Raw genomic sequence first — 19,885 nt, forward strand, 5'->3', positions numbered from 1 at the left:
GCTGCGGATAGGGTCAGCAATGCAGGCGGACCAGGTCCGCCGCACCCTCAACCAGGCGAGAGCGAGCGTCCGATCATGGCAGGTCCGAGCCGTAAGAAGAAGGGTGGGCCGGCGGAGTTCCCGCTCCCGGCCGACCTGGATCTGAACACGCTCTACGGCGCGTCCGGGAACGGGGACGGAGTCGAGTCGGAGGACTACGACGAGGCGGACGAGGAGCTGATCATCGTCCCCCCGGTGCGGCTGCTGCCGCGCGAGGAGCTGGCCGCCGAGGCGCTCCGGGTGCCGCTGTTCGAGCAGGCCATCCGGCTGGCCGGCTGGGTCGGCTCCGGACGTCCGGTGGACGAGTTCGGCGAGCTGGGCCGGGAGCAGGAGGAGCTGGCCGCGGCCGACCTGGCGCTCGGCGAGGGGGACGAGGGCGCGCTCGCGGTGGCCCGGGCCTGGACCCTGGCGATGGACCTCTCCCTGGTCGAGCTGGGCGAGCCGGACACCGACGGCGGCGACACCGCCCGTCCCACCGCCGCGCTGACGGCGCTCACCGGCGACGACCCCGAGGCCGTGCTGGAGGCCTGGCAGCTGGCTGCCACCACCATCGCCGACGTGGTCGTCGAGGCGGACCTGGACCCCAATGAGCTGGCGGCGCTGGAGGAGGCGGCCGAGGGCAAGGACGAGGAGGAGTCCGAGGCCATGTACGAGCGCCTGGAAGCGGCGCGCGAACAGGCATCCGGGCTGCTTGACGACGCCCTGCAGGTGCTCTACGAAGCCCGCGCCTTCGCCGACACCGAGACGGAGCAGACCGTCCCGCTGGGCGTGCTGGCCGCGCTGCTGGTGGTGCCGGACGGTGAGGAGCCCACCGAGGAGATGCTCGGCGACATCACCGCGGTGATGGTCGCGCTGGACCCGATGCTGCAGGACCTCGCCGACATCGGCGTGCTCGACTACCGGCCGATCGACCCGACCCTCTTCGAGGAGTCCGAGGGGGAGGATCAGGAGGACGCCCCCTCGCTGCCCGCCTTCGATCCGGACGGCGAGGTGGACGACGCCGAGGCGGCCCGGTTCGGCCTGGCAAGGCTCACCGCGCTGGGCGTGCACCAGGTCCGGCAGTGGCTGCTGGAGGAGGGCTACGAGGCGCCGCTCATCGGCGACCTGGCCCGGGGCACCGCGGCCGAACTGCTGGAGGGGATCTGCGCGGCGGTGAACGTGCTGCCGGAGGAGGAGATCACCGAGTGGCTGACCGACCGCGATCCGGCGCCGGCCGCGGCCGAGCTGCTCACGGCCGCCCGCGGCAACGACCTGACCGGCCCGATGCGCCGGCTGCTCTGCGCGTCGGCGCTGAGCCGACTGGACGACACGGCCGAGCCGTCGTTGCGCGGGGTGCTGGACGACCCCGAGCTGGCCGGGCTGGCCACCACCTGGTTGGCGGAGAGGGGCGTCGGGGACTTCGAGCTCCCCGGCCGGCCGGTGATGCTGTGGACGATGGTGGACACCCTGGCCGCCCAGCTGATCGAGGCGGGTCCGGGGGAGAGCGGCTTCACCGAGTTCGTGGCGAAGCTCTCGGCCGAGGAGCGGCCGGCCGAGCTCTTCGCGGAGCTGTGGCGGATCGAGCACCCCTACACCATGGCCGTGCTGGAGGCGGTCGGTGAGCGGCACCCGGACAAGGCCACCGCCAAGGAGGCCCGCAAGGCCGCCTACAAGGCCCGGTCGCGGATGGGCTCCGAGCGGCAGCAGTGACCCGGGCCGAGTGCGTCACGGCGTGGCCGGCGCCACGACCGTGACGGTGAAGGGGGTCGGGTGGTCGCCGCCGCAGTCCCAGTGGTTGCTGATGGTGCTCATCCCGCCGGCGAGCACGGTGCCGGGCCGCACCGAGGAGTCGACCGTCAGGGTGGGGTAGCGGAAGTTGTCCCTCCAGGTCAGCGGTGAGCCCGGCTCCGAGCAGGTCATCATCCGGCCGGCGCCGTCGACGGTGCACCGGTACGGGGCGTCGCCGGTCCAGCGGGTGTGTCCGGGGGCGGTCAGGGTCATCACCGTCGGGTTGTCGTCGTAGGCGATAGAGGGCCCGGCATTGTGCTCGGAGACCAGGAAACTGACGGTCTGTCCGGGTGACGCCTCGACGGTCTGCGGCATCAGCACGCTCAGTTTCACCACCGGGTCCCCGGTCACCACGTCGTAGAGCACCGTGTCGTGGTCGTTCCCGGTGAACGAGGTGACATCGCAGTGCATCACACTGTTCGGCGCGTCCTCGCCGTGCACGCTCAGGGTGAGCACCGTGGTGGCCTCGGCGCCGGGGGCGAGCCCGGCCGGGACGGTGTACGAGCCGCCGGTCCCGAAGAAGGTGAAGCCGATCCCGGGCGGCCCGCTCACCTCATTGGGCGAGGGCAGGTGCACCACGACCAGGGTCGGGTCGGCGGTCGGCCGGTCGCCGGTGTTGGTGACATGGACCGTCATGGTCGGCCGGCTGCCGGGCGGCATCGGGTCGGTGGACCAGTCCAGGGCGATCCGCACCGGCCCGGTCGCGCTCGGCGCCGCCGGGGGAGCGCACAGGTCCGGGCGCGGATTCGCACGGGTCAGCGCCGAGGCGGGGACGGTCAGCGGCAGCACGGCCGCGGCCAGCGAGGTCAGAGCGGTCAGCAGGACGGCGGAGACCCGCCGCGGTGGAAATGTCACTTCGCTTCTCCTTGTGTGACCGCCGGGGAATCGCGGTACGCGGTCACCATCCGCACGGACCCGGCCCCGCGCCAGTCGGCTACGCCGGACGGAGTACCGGAGCCGGTCAACCCGCTGCCCCGGAGGCGCACCGCTCCGTAGGCTGGTGGTCGGCGACCGCGGCTGTGCCGAAGGGGGATTCTGCGTGCAGTACAGGGGTGGCGGCTCCGGCTCCGAGGGGCCTCGTGACATCGTCCGTGAGTTGGCCGAGGCGGATCTGCAGTCCCTCGGGCACCGTACCTTCCGGGTCTACGGCCCGATCGCGCCGCTGCTCGGCTCGCCCGCGCTGACGTCCTGGGAGCAGCACAACGGCAAGCTCGCCGTCGTCGTACTCTGCCACGGCTCGCTGTTCGAACCGGACGGTCCTTATGTCGAGGTCCGGACCCAGGTGGAGGGTCCTGGGCCGTGGCAGTACCCGCTGGAGGAACTGGTCGAGGACGAGCGGGAACGGCTGTACGAGCACGCCGGGATCGACGAGGCTGCGGGGACGGATCCCGCAGAGGAGTCCGAGCCCTGGTTCACCGTGGACGGCATCCCGGTACGGGCCCGGCTGCGGGTCGAGGGGAAGCTGTGGGCGGCCAGGTTCGCCGTCGGCGGCCCCGACAGCCCGCTGCGGGGGCGCGGCGGCGATCCGGTGGTGCTGACGGTGACGGCGCGCGGCGTGGCCCCCGAGCGGGTCGCCCTGCGTACGGTCGAGGAGTTGCAGCCTTACGCGGCGGGGCGGCAACTGCTGCTGCAGTCCCTTCGCGAGCGGCGAGGCACACCCAAGCCCCATGTCAGTGAGCGCGAACTGCCCCAGGTCCAGGGGCTGGAGGCGCACCGCCGACTGATCGACCACTCGGTGCAGGAGTCGCTGCGGATCGAGGCGTCGCTGGAGTCGGGGCACAAGCCCCGGTTGTCGAGGACGCCGGACGACCGGGCCGAGCTGTGGGAGAGCGCGGTTCGCCAGCAGATGCGGCTGGCGGGGGAGGACCGGATGGAGGCCAACGAGGCGGTGACGGCCCTGGTCAACCAGATGGCGAAGCTGGCCCAGCGGGCCGACTGGTTCCCCGGCACGGAGGACGCACGGGCCGCGGTGGAGGAGAGCATCCGCTACACCGTCTTCGACAGCGACGTCCCCAGCATCGGTGCCCAGCGGGCCTGGCAGGCCGAGTGGGGCTGGAACTCCTCCCTGAGCGCGGCGACGAACGGCGAGCGCAGGCGCAGGCTGGAGGAGCACCTCGCTGCCGACGCGGCCTGGTTGGAGCAGTGGCAGACCTGGCTCATGGAGCGTTCCGAGTCCGGGAACTGATCGGTCCTCAGTTGGTGAAACGTCACTTCTCGACAGGGGGAAGCCGCAGTTGGAGCATGGCCAGCAGTCGCTGCTCGGGGCTGCTCAGGTCCAGCCCGGTGAGCTGCTGGGCGCGGCGGACCCGGTAGCGCAGGGTGTTGGGGTGGATGTGCAGCCCGGCGGCGGCCTCGCGGACGTCGCCGAGGCCGTCCAGCCAGGCCAGCACCGAGGCCGCCAGCCGGCCGCCGTGCCGGTCGTCGTGCGCCACCAGCGCGGTCAGTCGGGGGTCGCGGACCTCGGGGTTGGCGGCCAGCAGCTCCAGCAGTTCGCCGAGCAGCACCTGGGCCCTGACGTCGGGCAGCGCCGCGATGTCGGCGGTGATCCGTCCGGCCGCCATCGCGTCCATCACCCGGTCCGCCTCGGCCCGGGACGCGGCCACCGCGCCGAGGTCGGGGACCACCCGGCCGACCGCCCCGCGAAGCGGCCCGGCCGTGTGCCGGCGGGCCGCGTCGGCGATGTCCTGGGCCCAGCCCCGCAGGGTCTCCGGGGAGACGCCGCGCGGAAGTTCCGGCAGCAGCACATAGACCCGGTCGCCGACCGGGGCGACCAGGGCGCTCCGGTGCCGGGCGGCGGCGTGCACCGAGATGACGTTGAGGGTCTCGCTGCGGCTCGGCTCCGGACCGCCGGGCAGGGCGAAGCCGAGTACGGCGGCCGGGCGGCGGACGTCCAGGGCCAGGTGCCCGGCGAGGGTCTGCGGCCCGGTCGCCCCGTCCAGCAGCCCGGCCAGCAGGGTGCGGGTGAGCCGCAGGTCGGCGCTGACCTCGCTGCGGCGGCGGACCAGGTGCAGCGCGGCGACCCGGGCCGCGCCGAGCAGCGCCTGGTCGGCCCGCTCGGCCAGCGGGGCTGATCCCTCCTGCACCCAGATCGTCCCCAACTGCCGTTCGCCGGACCGGATCGCCACCACCAGGCGGCGGCGCAGCCCCAGCTCGGGGTGCGGGTCGATGGACACCACCGTGTCCAGGGTGCGCAGTTGCTGGAACACCCCCCATTCGCGCAGCTTGGAGAGGTACGGCTCGGGTCCCTGCCAGCCCAGGATGGTCAGCCGGCGCAGGTCGTCCGCCTCGTCGGAGTCGGCGGAGCGCGAGTAGGCCAGGATCCGGTTGGCGGTGTCCTCGATGCTGACGATGCCGCCGGTGAGCACCGCTGTGGTCTGGGCCAGCCCGAACAGGTCGCCCTCCTGGGCGTCGGCGCTGCTCAGCTGCGGCCGACCGGCCGCGAGGGCGGCCCGGACCAGCGCGTCCAGCCGTCCCCAGCGGGCCTCCGGGTGGACCGACAGCAAAGCAACCCCTGCGTCTTCGGCAGCGGCGCGCAGCGCCTCCGGCGGGGTGCCGGGGGCCGGTTTCACCGCGACGGCCGTCGCGCCGTCCCGGGCGGCGGCGCGCAGCACCGGCAGGGCGGAGCGGCCGCGCACGCCCAGGGCCAGCACCAGGTCGCCGGGGCGGGCCGACGGCGGGTCCTCCGGGTCGAGCAGAGCGACCCCGGTGACCAGGGCGTCCAGGTCAGGGGCGTACTGCAGCTCGGCCAGCGGCTCGCCGAAGGACATCAGCAGCTGGCGCAGCGAGACGCCGTCGGCGTCCGGCAAAGCTCCCTGCCCCATTCGTCCCACCTCGTTGTCCGATCGACCAGTCCACCTGCCCAGATGTTATCCGCTCGGCCAAATCCGGGGCCCACCGCCGAGCCTTAGCGTGCTGCACAACGGCAGAGACCCTGCCCCCGTCGTTGCCACAGGAGGAGAGCGCGCGTGTTGGACGCTGTGACCCGGATTCCCGCGCCGGTCAATGAGCCGGTGCACAGCTATGCGCCGGGCAGCCCCGAGCGGGCCCGGCTGGAGGCCGAGCTGAAGCGGCTCGGCGAGCAGGGCCCGGTCGAGCTGACCATGGCCGTCGGCGGGGTCCGCCGGCTCGGCCGAGGCGAGCCGATGGACGTGGTCCAGCCGCACCGCCACGCCGCCGTGCTCGGCACCCTGCGCAACGCGACCCGCGAGGACGCGCAGGAAGCCGTCGACGCCGCTCTGGCCGCCGCCCCCGGCTGGCGGGCGCTCTCCTTCGACGACCGCGCCGCGATCTTCCTCAAGGCCGCGGACCTGCTGGCCGGGCCCTGGCGGGAGACCATCGCCGCGGCCACCATGCTGGGCCAGTCCAAGACCGCCCAGCAGGCCGAGATCGACAGCCCCTGCGAGCTGGTCGACTTCTGGCGCTTCAACGTCCACTTCGCCCGGGAGATCCTGGCCGAGCAGCCGCAGTCCTCGCCGGGCGTCTGGAACCGCAGCGACCACCGGCCGCTGGAGGGCTTCGTCTACGCGATCACCCCCTTCAACTTCACCGCCATCGCGGGCAATCTGCCGACCGCGCCGGCGCTGATGGGCAACACCGTGGTGTGGAAGCCCTCGCCGACCCAGCAGTTCGCCGCGCACCTGCTGATGGACCTGCTGGAGGAGGCCGGGCTGCCGGCCGGCGTCATCAACATGGTCACCGGCGACGGCCTGGCCGTCTCCGAGGTCGCGCTGACCCACCGCGACCTGGCGGGCATTCACTTCACCGGCTCCACCGCGACCTTCCAGAAGCTGTGGGCCGCGGTCGGCGCCAACATCGGCGGCTACCGCAGCTACCCCCGCCTGGTCGGTGAGACCGGCGGCAAGGACTTCCTGGTCGCCCACCCCAGTGCCGACCCGGCTGTGCTCAAGACGGCGATGACCCGCGGCGCCTTCGAGTACCAGGGCCAGAAGTGCTCGGCGCTGTCCCGCGCGTACGTCCCGGCCTCGCTCTGGGAGCAGATCAAGGACGGCTTCAGGGACGAGGTGGAGTGGCTCACCATGGGCGACGTCACCGACCTGGGCAACTTCATGGGCGCCGTCATCGACGCCCGCTCCTTCGCCAAGAACAAGGGCGCGATCGACCGCGCCGCCGCCGACCCGCGGGTCGAGGTGCTCGCGGGCGGCAGCTACGACGACTCGGTCGGCTGGTTCGTCCGTCCGACGGTGCTGGTCTGCGAGGACCCGGAGGCCGAGTACTTCCGTGAGGAGTACTTCGGCCCGGTGCTGGCCGTGCACGTGTTCGCGGACGAGCGCTACGAGGAGGTGCTGGAGCAACTCGACCGGGTCTCCTCCTACGCCCTGACCGGCGCGGTCGTCGCCCGCGACCGGGCGGCCATCGCCGCCACCATGGAGAAGCTGCGCTTCGCGGCCGGCAACTTCTACATCAACGACAAGCCGACCGGTGCGGTGGTCGGCCAGCAGCCCTTCGGCGGCGGGCGGGCCTCCGGCACCAACGACAAGGCGGGCGCGGCGCAGAACCTGCTGCGCTGGACCTCGACCCGGTCCATCAAGGAGACCTTCGCCCCGCCGACGGACTTCCGCTACCCGCACATGGGCTGACGCTCCCTCACCGACCCCCTGCCACCACCTTTTCATTGCTTGGAGTCGTCATGCTCCGCACCTCCCTGCTCGCTGCCTCCCGTTCGCCGCGCACCCGCGCGGTGGTGCAGCAGCTTCCGCCCACCCGGGCCCTGGTCGAGCGCTTCGTCGCCGGCGAGGAACTGGACGACGCCGTGGCCGTCACCGACGAGCTGGTCGGCGCGGGGCGGCGGATCACCCTGGACCACCTCGGCGAGGACACCCGCGACGCGGCCCAGGCCGCGGGGACCGCCGCCGCGTACGAGCGGCTGCTGAGCGCGCTCAAGGAGACCGGGCTGGCCGACCGCGCCGAGGTCTCGGTCAAGCTCTCGGCGGTCGGCCAGTTCCTGGGAGCCGACGGCGAGCGGGTGGCGCTCGACAACGCCCGCCGCATCTGCGAGGCCGCGGCGGACGCGGGCACCACGGTCACCCTGGACATGGAGGACCACACCACCACGGACTCCACCCTGGGCATCGCACGCGAACTGCGGGCCGATTTCCCCTGGTTGGGCGTGGTGCTGCAGGCCTACCTGCACCGCACCGAGGCCGACTGCGCCGACTTCTCCGGCCCCGGCTCCCGGGTGCGCCTCTGCAAGGGCGCCTACCAGGAGCCCGCGTCGGTGGCCCACCAGTCCAAGCACGAGGTCGACCTCTCCTACGTCCGCTGCCTCAAGCAGCTGATGCGCGGCGAGGGCTACCCCATGGTCGCCTCGCACGACCCGCGGATGATCCGCATCGCCGGGCAGCTGGCCCAGTGGAACAACCGCAAGGCCGACACCTTCGAGTACCAGATGCTCTACGGCATCCGCCCCGACGAGCAGCAGCGCCTGGTCGACACCGGCGCCACCATGCGCATCTACCTCCCCTACGGCGGCGAATGGTACGGCTACTTCATGCGCCGCCTGGCCGAACGCCCGGCCAACCTGGCCTTCTTCCTCCGGGCCCTGGCCACCCGCAACTGACCCCGCTCAAGCCGCGGTCAGAGCAGTTTGGAGGCGGGCTTGACCATGCCTCGGGCGCTCTTGGCGTCCTCGTACTCCTCAAGGGCGGTCATGACCCATTCGCCGGTGTTCATGCGGATGAGCTTGCAGATCATGACGCCGGTGCGGGGTTCGGCGTGGGTGAGGTCGAAGCGGACGAGTTCGGCGTTGGTGTTGGCGTCGATGAGGCGGCAGTAAGCCTTGGCGACGTCGGTGAACTTCTGTCCTGAGAAGGAGTTGACCGTGAAGACCAGGCCGGTGACCTGCGGCGGGAGGCTCTGCAGGTGGACCGTGATGACCTCGTCGTCGCCGGAGCCGGCACCGGTGAGGTTGTCGCCCATGTGCTGGATGGCGCCGTTGAAGCCCTGCAGGTGCATGAAGTAGATCTTCTCCAGCTCCTTGCGGTGGCTGTCGAAGGCGATGACGCTGGCGTCCAGGTCGACGGCGCGGCCGCGGTGGGCCGGCTCCCAGCCGAGGCCCATCTTGACCGAGGAGAGGAACGGCTTGCCGTCCTTGACCAGCGAGACCGAGCCGCCCTTGGTGAGGGAGACGCGGCCCTTGTCGAGGGTGATCTTGGCCGGGCCGACGGGAGCGGCGGCGGCCGGCGCGGGGTCGGCGGCCGGCGCCGGGGTCGGCGTGGGGGAGGCCAGGTGCCAGTCGTCGGGCTCGGGCTGCGGCGGACGGACGGAGGCGGGCTGCGCGGCGGGCGCCGCCGCGGGCTCCTCCTCGACCGAGATGCCGAAGTCCGTCGCGATGCCCGCCAGCCCGCTGGCGTAGCCCTGGCCCACGGCGCGCAGCTTCCATTCCGCGCCGCGCCGGTAGAGCTCGACCACGATCAGCGCCGTCTCGGTGGTGAGCCGCGGCGGGGTGAAAGTCGCCAGGACGGTGCCGCTGGCGCTGTCCTTGACCGTGGCGGTCGGCTCGGTGCCCGCGAAGGTGGCGTGCTGGTCGTCCAGGCTGGCGGTGATCACGATCTTGTCGATGTCGGCCGGAACGCCGCCGGTGTCCACGGAGATCCCGGCCTGGCTGTAGCTGACCCCGGGTCCGCTGGGAGCGTTGAAGAAGATCAGGTCGTTGTCCGAGCGGACCTTCCCGGCCGTGGTGAGCAGCAGCGCGGAGACGTCCAGCAGCTTGGCGGCGGCGACCTCCACGCTGACGCGCGTGCTGGTCAGCGGCGTGTTGCCGCCGGGCGTGAGGACTGCGGTCACAGGGGTCTCCAGGGCTCGCACGATGGCCGGATCCGGATCCGGACGCCTACGGGACCCACCGTAACCGCAGAACCTCACATTCCGGAGCCGACCGGTCGGAATCCCTCGGGCTGGACCGTGGTGAACGCCCCGCCGAGGTACCGGTACTCGGGTGTACCCGGCACCAGCGGGCCGTGCTCGGCGACCACGGATTCGGCGAAGGCCTCGGAGTCGTCCAGGGGTTCGTAGCCGAGGGCGCGGGCCGGGGCCAGGTCCCACCAGCCGCGGGTGTTGGCGCTGACGCCGTAGACGACGGTGTGGCCGTCGACGTCCGCGGTGAGGGCCGCGTGCATCAGCCGGGCGCAGTCGGCGGGGCTGAGCCAGGTCTCCAGCATCCGGGTGTCGGCCGGGACGGCGAAGCAGGAGCCGATGCGGATCGAGACCGTCTCCACGCCGTACTTGTCGGCGTAGAGGGAGGCCAGCGACTCGCCGAAGCACTTGGACAGGCCGTAGAAGGTGTCCGGCCGGAACGGCGTCCCGATCGGCAGGTCCTGCTTGCGGTCCTCGGGGTGCTCGGGGCGGGGGGTGAAGCCGACCGCGTGGTTGCTGCTGGCCAGCACCACCCGGCGGACGCCCTCGGCACGGACCGCCTCGTAGAGGTTGTAGGCGCCCTCGATGTTGGCGGCGAGAATGCGGTCGAAGGTGTTCTCCAGGGAGAGCCCGCCGAGGTGGATCACCGCGTCCACGCCGCGGACGGCCTCCTGTACCGCGTCCCGGTCGTGCAGGTCCACGGCGAGGGCCTCCGGCGCGCCCGGCACCGGGGCGATGTCGCTGAGGCGCAGCGCGTAGCCGTAACCGGGGAGGCTCTCGCGGAGGAAGGTGCCGACGCCGCCGGCGGCACCGGTCAGGAGTACATGGTGCGGGGTGGGCATCAGGCCTCCGAAGAAGATTGAACAAGAATGTGGATCGCATTCACATATATAGCTAGCCTAGGAGCGGCTGCATGATGCAGTCAATAAGCCCAGCAGAGCCATCAGGAGATCCCCCATGCCGGACCACGCCGTACCGCCCCTCGCCGACCGGCTGCACGGACTCCTCTTCTTCCCGGTGACGCCGTTCGCCCTCGACGGTTCGCTGGACCTCGACGTGCTCCGCACCCATGTCGCCGCCGGGGTCGCCGGCGGCGCGGGCGCGGTCTTCGCCGCCTGCGGCACCGGCGAGTACCATGCCCTCGACCTGGACGAGTACGAGGCGGTGGTCGCCGCGGCCGTCTCGGCGACCGGCGGCCGGGTCCCGGTGGTGGCCGGGGTCGGCCACGGTACCGCGCTCGCCAAGCAGTTCGCCGCCCGGGCCCGCCGGGCCGGCGCGGACGGACTGCTGGTGCTGCCCCCCTACCTGGTCAGCGCCGACCAGGACGGGCTGCTGCGGCACTTCGCCGCCATCGCCGCGGCGACCGACCTCGATCTGATCGTCTATCAGCGCGACAACGCCGTGCTCACCCCGGCGTCGGTGGTCGCGCTGTCCCGGCTGCCGCAGGTGATCGGCATCAAGGACGGCTGCGGCGACCTCGACCTGATGCAGCGGATCATCAGCGCGATGCGGACCGAGGCCCCGGACCGGCGCTTCCTCTACTTCAACGGCCTGCCCACGGCCGAGCTCACCGGCCTCGCCTACCGCGGCATCGGCATCACCCTCTACTCCTCCGCGGTCTACTGCTTCGCCCCGGACATCGCCCTCGCCTTCCACCGGGCGCTGCTGGGTGGCGACGACACGCTGGTCAACGCCCTGCTGGACGGCTTCTACCGGCCGCTGGTGGAGCTGCGGAACCAGGGACGGGGGTACGCGGTGGCGCTGGTCAAGGCGGGCGTGCGGCTGGAGGGGCTGGACGCCGGCGGGGTGCGGCCGCCACTGTCGGACCCGGCTCCGCAGCACGTCAAGGAGTTGGCCGAACTGATCGCCCGCGGGCGCGCGCTGCTCGCAGGCAACTGAACGCGACTGAGAAGGGGCTGCTGATGCGTACTTCTGCCTTCCTGTATCCCTGGGACGTCCTCGGCGACCCGGACGCCCCGGCCCGTATCGCCGACCTGGGCGTGGACGCGGTCACCCTGGCCTCGGCGTACCACAGCACCCGGGCGCTGACCCCGCGTCATCCGCGGACCCGGATCGTCACGGCGCCCTACGCCGCGGTCTACTACCCGCCGTCCGAGGAGCTCTGGGCGGGACGGGCGCTGCGGCCGCGGCGGCAGCGGTGGATCGATGCCGAGGACGCCTGGGGCGAGGCGGCGGAGCGGTTGGCCGCGGTCGGCCTGGAGGTGGCCACCTGGGTGGTGCTGGCGCACAACTCCCGCCTGGGCGGGGAGAATCCGGACAGTACGGTGCTGAACGCCTACGGCGACCGGTATCCCTGGGCGCTGTGCGTGGCACGTCCGGAGGTGGTCGAGTACTGCGCCGCACTGGCCGGGGAGGCGGGGGCGCGGCCGGGCGCGGTGGGCACGGAGCTGGAGTCCTGCGGGTGGTACGGGCTGGCCCATCTGCACGCGCACGACAAGATCGGCGGCGTAGGGCTGGACGCTGCGGCGCAGTACCTGATGTCGCTCTGCTTCTGCGAGGTGTGCTCCGCGGGGTATGCGGAGGCAGGGGTCCCGGATCTGGCGGGGGCGGTGCGGGCCGCGTTGGAGCCGGTGTGGGCGGGGCGGGCCGAACGCTTCGCTGACGAGTGGTCAGGGGTGGAGAAGCTGCTGGGCGCGGACCTCGCGGCGGTGACGCTGCGCCGGCGGAAGGAGCGGGCCCGAGCGGTGCAGCGGGCCTGTGTGGACGCGGTCCGGGGGGCGGCCGGGGCCGCGGGCGCGGCGGCGTTCTCGGTGCTGCTGCATGCGGACACGGCCGCGCACCGGGTCGGTGCGAACGTGGGGGTGGAGCCGGAGTGGCTGCTGGGGGAGGGCGGCGCGGACGGGCTGGTGCTGCCGTGCACGGGGACGCCTGCGGCGTTCCCGTCGATCCCGGGGCGGACGTACGCGGCGAACTTCACCGTGGTGCGGGGGATGGGGGGCGACCCTGCGGTCACGCCGCCTCCCGGGGCAACGGAGTTGCGGCTTTACCATGCCGGGCTGGCCTCCGAAGAGGACCTTGCGGCGGTGCGGAGGAGCTTGCGACAGTAGGTGGCTTGTCGCGCGGTTCCCCGCGCCCCTTGCATGTGCAACTGAGCCAGTTGCAGAACCTCAGGGGCGCGGGGAACCGCGCGACAAGCCCACCGCTCAGCCGCACTCGCCGACGTACCCCGAGAACCCTCAGAGGTGCCGCGTAGCCAGCGTCAGCCGGTCCCGCGCGTCGAAGAGGGCGTCGCGGATCATCTGCTCGCGCCCCGGAGTCAGCCGGGCCACCGGGACCGAGCAGCTGACGGCGTCGCGGGCCGGGGTGCGGTAGGGGATGGCGATGCCGAAGCACCGCAGGCCGAGGGTGTTCTCCTCGGCGTCGACGGAGTAGCCGCGTTCGCGGATCGCGTGCAGGTCCTCGATCAGGGCGTCGATGTCGGTGTGAGTGTGCTCGGTGAGCGGCTCCAGCCGGGCCGGCAGCAGCTTGCGGACCTCCTCGTCGGAGTAGCTCGCGAGCAGCGCCTTGCCCAGGGAGGTGGAGTGGGCCGGCAGCCGGCGGCCGACCCGGGTGAAGGGCCGCAGGTAGTGCTGGGACTGGCGGGTGGCCAGGTAGATGACGTCCGAGCCGTCGAGGCGGGCCAGGTGGATGGTCTCGGTGGTGTCGTCGGCCAGCCGGTCCAGGGTGGTCCTGGCGGCGGCCACGACCTCGTCGCCGTCGATGTAGGAGGTGCCGACCAGCAGCGCGCGCACGCCGATGCCGTAGCGGGTGCCGGTGGACTCGGTCTCGACCCAGCCCAGCTCGACCAGGGTGCGCAGCAGCATGTAGAGGCTGCTCTTGGGGTAGCCCACGGCCTCCTGCACCTCGGCGAGGCTGTGCATGCCGGGCCGGCCCGCGAAGTACTCGAGCAGTTCGACGGTGCGGACAGCCGACTTGACCTGGGCTCCGCCCGCGTCGGATTGAGGCTGGGCCATCTGGGTTGACCCCTTTTCTGTAAGAGACGTATCGTCAGAGTGTTCAGCATACTGGACGGCGTTCAGCATATGGAATGCTTGCGCTCAAAGCTTGCGTCTGGAGGCGGCCCCAATGAACACCACCCCAGTGTGGAGTGTCGATGCCCGTACCGGTGACCGTACGGGGCAGGTCGCGGTGGAGGCGGACACCGCAGCGGTCGCCTCGGCCGTACGGGCGGCCCACGCCGCGCAGCCCGCGCTCGGCGACCGCACGGTGCGCGCCGCCTTTCTGCGAGCCGCCGCGGACCGGCTGGAGGCGCACGGCGCGGAGTTGATCGCGACCGCCGACCGGGAGACCGCGCTGGGCACCGGGCGGCTGACCGGGGAGCTGGCCAGGACCACCTACCAGCTGCGCTCCTTCGCGGACATCGTGGACGAGGGCGCCTTCCTGGACGTGGTGATCGACCACGCCGACCCGCAGGCCGCGCCCGCGCCGCGGCCGGACCTGCGGCGCTGGAAGGTGCCGCTGGGGGTGGTCGGCGTCTTCGCCGCCAGCAACTTCCCCTTCGCCTTCAGCGTGCCCGGCGGGGACACCGCCAGCGCTCTCGCGGCCGGCTGCGCGGTGGTGGTCAAGGCCCACCCCGACCACCCCGGCACCAGTGAGCTCGCCGCAGCGGCGCTGCGGGAGGCGGCCAAGGCGGTCGGGCTTCCCGCGGACGTGCTGGCGCTGGTGCACGGGCGCCAGGCCGGGGTCGACCTGGTCCAGCACCCGCTGCTGAGCGCGGCCGGCTTCACCGGCTCCATCCCGGGCGGCCGGGCCCTGTTCGACCTGGCCGCGGCACGCCCGGTGCCGATCCCCTTCCACGGCGAGCTGGGCAGTCTCAACCCGGTGGTGGTGACCGAGCAGGCCGCGGCCGGACGCGCCGAGGAGATCGGGGCCGGGCTGGCCGGCTCGTTCACCCTGGGCATGGGTCAGTTCTGCACCAAGCCCGGGCTGGTGCTGGTGCCCGAGGGGGCGAGCGGCGAGCGGCTGGAGAAGTCGCTGGCCGCGGGCGCGGCCGACAGCCCGTCCGGGGCGCTGCTGGACGCGCGGATGCGGGCCGGGTTCCTGGCCGGGTTCGCCGAGCGGGCGGCGCTGCCGGGGGTGACCGTGCCGGTGGCGGCCGGGGAGGACGGGTACGCGGTGCGCGCCGGGTACCTGAGCGTGGCCGCGGCCCGGCTCGCCGAGGACGCTTACGAGCTGCTGCTGGAGGAGTGCTTCGGACCGGTGACGGTGGTGGCCCGGTACCGGGACGCGGCGGAGGTGGAGGCGGTGCTGGCCCGCTTGGGCGGCAACCTGACGGCCACGCTGCACGCGGAGCCGGGGGAGGCCGACGCCGCCGAACTGCTGGCGCGGCTGACGCCGCTGGCCGGGCGGGTGCTGTTCGGCGGGTGGCCTACCGGGGTCGCGGTGGCGCCGGCCATGCAGCACGGGGGGCCGTACCCGGCCACCACCTCGACCGGGACGTCGGTCGGGGGGACGGCGATCGAGCGGTGGCTGCGGCCGGTGGCGTATCAGGGGGTGCCGGAGGGGTTGCTTCCGGTCGAGCTGCGGGACGGTGGGGTGGGCGTGCCGAGGCGGGTGGACGGGGTGTTGGAACGGTGACGACGAGGGGTGGGCTGGTCGCGCAGTTCCCCGCGCCCCTTTCGTTTGCCTGGCTGAGGTGGGCGGGTCGGTGGCAGCATGATCTGCATGCCTGCTCTTACTCGTGCTGAAGCCGTTGAACGCCGTCGACTGTTGGAGGTCCGCAGTAGCACTGTGGACCTCGACCTGACCCAGGGGGACGAGGTCTTCGGGTCGGTCGCGGTGATCCGTTTCGCCTGCTCCAGTCCGGGCGCGAGCAGCTTCGTCGACGTGAAGCCGCAGACCCTGCTGCGGGCCGTCCTCAACGGGCGGGAGCTGGACCCGGCCGCGCTGGTGGACGGGCGGCTCCCGCTGGACGGCCTCGCGGCGGAGAACGAGCTGCTGGTCGAGGCGACCATGGCCTACTCCCGCACCGGCGAGGGCATGCACCGCTTCGTCGACCCGGCCGACGGCGAGGCCTACGTCTACACCCAGGCGTTCCTGGACGACGGACCGCGCTTCTTCGCCAGCTTCGACCAGCCCGACCTCAAGGCCGCCTACGAGGTGAGCGTCACCGCGCCCGAGGGCTGGACCGTCGTCGGCAACGGCCTGGTCACCCGGCAGGAGGGCGGCCGCTGGGAGTTCGCGCCCACGCCGCCGATCAGCAACTACCTGGTCGCCATCGTCGCCGGGCCGCTGTTCACGGTGCGCTCCGAGCACGACGGCATCCCGCTCGGCCTGCACTGCCGGCGCTCGCTCGGCCCGTACCTGGAGGCGGACGCCGAGGAGATGCTGGACACCACCCGGCGCAGCTTCGACCACTACCACCGGGTCTTCGACCAGCGCTATCCCTTCGACTCCTACGACCAGTGCTTCGTACCCGAGTTCAACGCCGGGGCGATGGAGAACCCCGGCTGTGTGACCTTCCGCGACGAGTTCGTGTTCCGCTCGGCGGTCACCGACACCGAGCGCGAGGAACGCGCCATCGTCATCGCCCATGAGATGGCCCACATGTGGTTCGGCGACCTGGTCACCATGCGCTGGTGGGACGACCTGTGGCTGAACGAGTCCTTCGCCGAGTACCTCGCCTACACCGTGGTCGCCGAGTCCACCCGCTTCTCCGGCGCCTGGACCGGGTTCGCCGCCGCCCGCAAGTCCTGGGGCTACGACGCCGACCAGCGTCCGTCCACCCACCCGGTCGCCCCGGAGAGCGTGGACGACACCGCGGAGGCGCTGCAGAACTTCGACGGCATCTCCTACTCCAAGGGCGCCTCCGCCCTGCGCCAGCTGGTCGCCTGGCTCGGCGAGGAAGCCTTCTACAAGGGTGTCAACTCCTACTTCCAGCAGCACGCCTTCGGCAACGCCGCGCTCGCCGACCTGCTCCAGGCGCTGGCCGCGAGCAGCGGCCGGGACGTGCACGGCTGGGCCGAACGCTGGCTGCGCACCACCGGGGTGGACACCCTGCGGGTCGAGCCGGCCCGGTCGGACGAGGCACGCGCGGACGAGGCACAGGCGGACGGGACCTGGGCGGGCGGGGCCGACGGGGGCCAGGAGGGCGTCGGCCGGGGCGGGGCGCGGATCGTGCACAGCTCGGTCGACGGCCAACTGCGTCCGCTGCTGATCACCGCGGCCACCTACGACCGCGCCGCCGACGGCCACCTGGTGCTGCGGGCCCGCCGACCGCTGGACCTCCCGGCCGAGCCCGACCACGAGCTGGACAGCGTGGGCGCCGGCGACCCCGATCTGCTGCTGCTCAACGACACCGACCTCGGCTTCGTCAAGATCCGCCTGGACGACCGCTCCTGGCGGACCGTCAGTGACTCGCTGGGCGGGATCCCGGAGGAGCTGGCGCGGGCGGTGCTGTGGGGCGCCGCCAGGGACATGGTGCGCGACGGCGACCTGGACCCGCAGAGCTACCTGGAGCTGGTCGCCGCCCATCTGCCGGGGGAGACTTCGGCGCACCTGATCCAGTCGGTGCTCGGCTTCGCCCGGTCCACCCTCGCCGAGCAGTACCTGACGCCCGAGCAGCGCCCGGCCGGGCTGGGGCTGCTGGCCGGGGTCGGCCGGGACCTGCTGCGCCGGACCGAGGGCGGTCCCGACGACGTGACCGGGCTTCGGCTGCTCGCGGTCCGCAGCCTGATCGCGGCCTCCTCCACCCCGGCCGAGCTGGCCGTGCTGCAGTCCTGGCGGGAGGAGGGCGGAGTGCCCGGCGGGCCGGAACTCGACCCCGAGCTGAGCTGGCAGCTGCTCCTGCGGCTGTGCGTGCTCGGCGCGGCCGGCGAGGACGAGATCGCGGCCGAGCTGGTCCGGGACACCAGCGCCACCGGCCAGGAGGGCGCGGCCCGCTGCCGGGCGGCACTGCCCGACCAGCAGGCCAAGGACGCCGCCTGGGAGGCGCTGTTCGACAGCGACCTGTCCAACTACCTGATCGCCGCGACCTCCCAGGGCTTCTGGCAGCCGGAGCAGGCCGAGCTGCTGGGCGACCGTCCGCAGCGCTACTTCGAGGCCGTGGTCGGCACCGCGCAGCGGCGCGGGCCCGCGGTGGGCCGGCTGCTGGCCCGCTACGCCTTCCCGGCCTACCACGCCACCGAGCAGACGGTCGGAGCCGCGGAGGCCTGCCTGGCCAGGACGGATCTCACGGCGGCGCTGCGGCGCGGACTGGTGGACCAGGTGGACGACCTGCGCCGCGCGGTGCGGGCCCGGCAGGCCGTGGCGAAGTGAGCGCGGCGGCCGTGGGGGAGGCGGGCGCGCGGGCGGCGCAGCCCCTGCACGTCAGGGGACGGGTGCTGGTCGGGCCCGAGGACGTGCGGGACGAGCTCTGGGTGGTCGGCGGCCGGGTGACCTACTCCCGGCCGCCGGGCGCGGCCGAGGCCGTCGCGGTGGACGGCTGGGTGCTGCCGGGGCTGGTCGACGCGCACTGCCACGTCGGCCTGGACGGCCATGGCGCGGTGGACGCGGCGACCGCCGAGAAGCAGGCGCTGACGGACCGTGAGGCCGGCGCGCTGCTGCTGCGTGACGCCGGCTCGCCGTCCGACACCCGCTGGATCGACGACCGGGACGACCTGCCCCGGATCATCAGGGCCGGCCGGCACATCGCCCGTACCCGCCGCTACATCCGCAACTACGCCTACGAGATCGAGCCCGGCGACCTCGCCGCCTACGTCCGGCAGGAGGCGCGGCGCGGCGACGGCTGGGTGAAGCTGGTCGGCGACTGGATCGACCGGGAGACCGGCGACCTGTCGGCGTGCTGGCCGCGCTGGGCCCTGGACGAGGCGATGGCCGCCGCCCACGCCGAGGGCGCACGGGTCACCGCGCACTGCTTCGCCGAGGAGTCGCTGGTCGACCTGGTGGAGGCGGGGATCGACTGCGTGGAGCACGCCACCGGCCTCACCGAGGAGACGCTGCCGCTGTTCGCCGAGCGGGGCGTGGCGATCGTGCCGACCCTGGTCAACATCGCGACCTTCCCCGACATCGCGCTCGGCGCCGAGGGCAAGTTCCCCGACTACGCCCGGCATATGAGGGAGCTTCACCGCCGCCGGTACGCCACCGTGGCGGCGGCCCACGAGGCGGGCATCCAGGTCTTCACGGGCACGGACGCCGGCGGCTCGCTGGCGCACGGTCTGGTGGCCGACGAGGTCGCCGAACTGGTCGTCGCGGGGCTGCCGCCGCTGGCCGCGCTGGCGGCGGCGAGCTGGTCCGCCCGCGAGTGGCTGGGCCGTCCCGGGCTGACCGAGGGCGCCCCGGCCGACCTGGTCGTCTACCGCGAGGATCCGCGCGCGGACGTACGGGTGCTGGCGGATCCGCGGGCTGTGGTGCTGCGGGGCGCGGTGCTCGGCGGTTCAGTGGCAGGCGGTTCGGCGGCAGGCGGTTCAGCGGTGGGCTGAGCGGCGGCGCCGACTGCGCAACCAGGCGATCGGGTCCCAGCGCTCGCCCCGGCCGCGGGTCAGCGGGTAGCAGGCCAGGCCGAGCAGGGTGGCGGTGAAGTGGCCGACGTCGGTGAAGGTGCGGCCGTGCACCAGCGCGGAGCCGTACCAGAGCAGCACCCCCGTCAGGTAGACCCAGCGCCAGGGGCCGCCGATCCGGTAGAAGAGGATCCCCTGGATCCCGGCCAGCGCGTAACTGACGCCCACGTCCAGGGTGTTGACCGCCGACTCAGGTGCACGGCCCTGGTGGATGGCCCAGTAGAGGACGCCCTCGCTGATGTAGGTGGCGCCGACGTGGGCGATGGTCAGGGCGGTCAGCCAGCGCCAGGTCCCCAGCCAGCGCTCGGCGGGCACATGGAAGATGTTGTAGACCACGAAGTAGACGATCCACCCGCCGCCGTCCAGCCAGAACGCACTGGCGATCAGCACCCGCACCGGGTCGGTCGACAGCTGGTGCAGATTGGTCGAGCGCTGCCGGAGGAACTGGTCGTGGAACGCCGGATCCATCCGCCGGATCACCACGGTGGTCCCCAGCAGCGCCAGCAGCCACAGGTACGTCCCCGGCGCACGCCGCGCATAGGCCCAGGCAGCGGCCAACGCCCGGGCCGCGGGCTGCGGCGGCTCCGGGGCGGCCTCTGCTGGGGCCGACTGCGCATTCATACGACGATTGTGTCCTGGTTTGCGGAGTTTGTCGCGGACGTGGAGCACAGGGCCAGTGTGGCATTAGA

General features: G+C 72.9%; 15 protein-coding genes. 9 read left to right on the top strand and 6 right to left on the bottom strand.

Annotation, left to right across the window (positions count from 1 at the left end):
- The first annotated feature begins 75 nt into the window (after positions 1-75).
- Entirely contained in the window at positions 76-1,728 is a 1,653-nt protein-coding gene (locus TR46_RS17635) for a hypothetical protein (protein ID WP_052432893.1), read from the top strand.
- Between the two features lie 15 nt (positions 1,729-1,743).
- Here the strand turns inward: TR46_RS17635 and TR46_RS17640 are convergent, their stop codons facing one another.
- Positions 1,744-2,661, bottom strand: coding sequence for a hypothetical protein (locus TR46_RS17640; RefSeq protein ID WP_042401728.1), 918 nt, complete (start codon positions 2,659-2,661; stop codon positions 1,744-1,746).
- Positions 2,662-2,845: 184 nt separating this feature from the next.
- Between TR46_RS17640 and TR46_RS17645 the strand changes: the two genes are divergently transcribed.
- Positions 2,846-3,991, top strand: a complete 1,146-nt coding sequence (locus tag TR46_RS17645) for a hypothetical protein (protein ID WP_152626548.1) — start codon at positions 2,846-2,848, stop codon at positions 3,989-3,991.
- Positions 3,992-4,013: 22 nt separating this feature from the next.
- Here the strand turns inward: TR46_RS17645 and TR46_RS17650 are convergent, their stop codons facing one another.
- A complete protein-coding gene (locus TR46_RS17650; protein WP_042401734.1) occupies positions 4,014-5,627 on the bottom strand; it encodes a PucR family transcriptional regulator in 1,614 nt (537 codons plus the stop codon).
- A gap of 147 nt (positions 5,628-5,774) precedes the next feature.
- Between TR46_RS17650 and pruA the strand changes: the two genes are divergently transcribed.
- Both pruA and TR46_RS17660 read left to right on the top strand, forming a co-directional pair.
- On the top strand, positions 5,775-7,403 hold the full coding sequence (gene pruA / locus TR46_RS17655) for an L-glutamate gamma-semialdehyde dehydrogenase (RefSeq protein WP_042402022.1): 1,629 nt from the start codon (positions 5,775-5,777) through the stop codon (positions 7,401-7,403).
- Positions 7,404-7,453: 50 nt separating this feature from the next.
- A complete protein-coding gene (locus TR46_RS17660) occupies positions 7,454-8,383 on the top strand; it encodes a proline dehydrogenase family protein (protein WP_042401736.1) in 930 nt (309 codons plus the stop codon).
- A gap of 17 nt (positions 8,384-8,400) precedes the next feature.
- On the opposite strand, the gene TR46_RS17665 is transcribed toward TR46_RS17660, so the two are convergent.
- Both TR46_RS17665 and TR46_RS17670 read right to left on the bottom strand, forming a co-directional pair.
- Complete coding sequence (locus TR46_RS17665) at positions 8,401-9,609, bottom strand: TerD family protein (RefSeq protein WP_042401739.1); 1,209 nt, start codon at positions 9,607-9,609, stop codon at positions 8,401-8,403.
- Between the two features lie 74 nt (positions 9,610-9,683).
- Entirely contained in the window at positions 9,684-10,520 is an 837-nt protein-coding gene (locus TR46_RS17670; RefSeq protein ID WP_042401742.1) for an NAD-dependent epimerase/dehydratase family protein, read from the bottom strand.
- 115 nt (positions 10,521-10,635) lie between these two features.
- On the opposite strand from TR46_RS17670, the gene TR46_RS17675 reads away from it, so the two are divergent.
- Both TR46_RS17675 and TR46_RS17680 read left to right on the top strand, forming a co-directional pair.
- Entirely contained in the window at positions 10,636-11,577 is a 942-nt protein-coding gene (locus TR46_RS17675) for a 5-dehydro-4-deoxyglucarate dehydratase (RefSeq protein WP_042401745.1), read from the top strand.
- 23 nt (positions 11,578-11,600) lie between these two features.
- Positions 11,601-12,746 carry a hypothetical protein gene (locus TR46_RS17680; RefSeq protein WP_042401749.1) on the top strand — a complete coding sequence of 382 codons (1,146 nt, stop codon included), beginning with the start codon at positions 11,601-11,603 and terminating at the stop codon, positions 12,744-12,746.
- A gap of 129 nt (positions 12,747-12,875) precedes the next feature.
- Here the strand turns inward: TR46_RS17680 and TR46_RS17685 are convergent, their stop codons facing one another.
- Complete coding sequence (locus tag TR46_RS17685; protein WP_042401752.1) at positions 12,876-13,652, bottom strand: IclR family transcriptional regulator; 777 nt, start codon at positions 13,650-13,652, stop codon at positions 12,876-12,878.
- Between the two features lie 112 nt (positions 13,653-13,764).
- Here TR46_RS17685 and TR46_RS17690 point away from each other — a divergent pair, with 112 nt between their 5' ends.
- From TR46_RS17690 to TR46_RS17700, 3 genes are all read left to right on the top strand, one after another.
- Positions 13,765-15,276, top strand: coding sequence for an aldehyde dehydrogenase (NADP(+)) (locus tag TR46_RS17690; protein ID WP_042401754.1), 1,512 nt, complete (start codon positions 13,765-13,767; stop codon positions 15,274-15,276).
- 87 nt (positions 15,277-15,363) lie between these two features.
- A complete protein-coding gene (gene pepN / locus TR46_RS17695; RefSeq protein WP_042401755.1) occupies positions 15,364-17,955 on the top strand; it encodes an aminopeptidase N in 2,592 nt (863 codons plus the stop codon).
- Positions 17,952-19,118 (top strand): amidohydrolase family protein, encoded by a 1,167-nt coding sequence (locus TR46_RS17700; RefSeq protein ID WP_236655369.1) that lies wholly within the window; start codon positions 17,952-17,954, stop codon positions 19,116-19,118. Before pepN ends, TR46_RS17700 begins: the two co-directional genes overlap by 4 nt.
- Here the strand turns inward: TR46_RS17700 and TR46_RS17705 are convergent.
- Positions 19,104-19,817 (bottom strand): rhomboid-like protein, encoded by a 714-nt coding sequence (locus TR46_RS17705; RefSeq protein ID WP_201776413.1) that lies wholly within the window; start codon positions 19,815-19,817, stop codon positions 19,104-19,106. The genes TR46_RS17700 and TR46_RS17705 overlap by 15 nt on opposite strands.
- Positions 19,818-19,885: the final 68 nt, after the last annotated feature.

The sequence above is a fragment of the Streptacidiphilus carbonis genome, from assembly GCF_000787775.1.
GTDB classification, from domain to species: domain Bacteria; phylum Actinomycetota; class Actinomycetes; order Streptomycetales; family Streptomycetaceae; genus Streptacidiphilus; species Streptacidiphilus carbonis.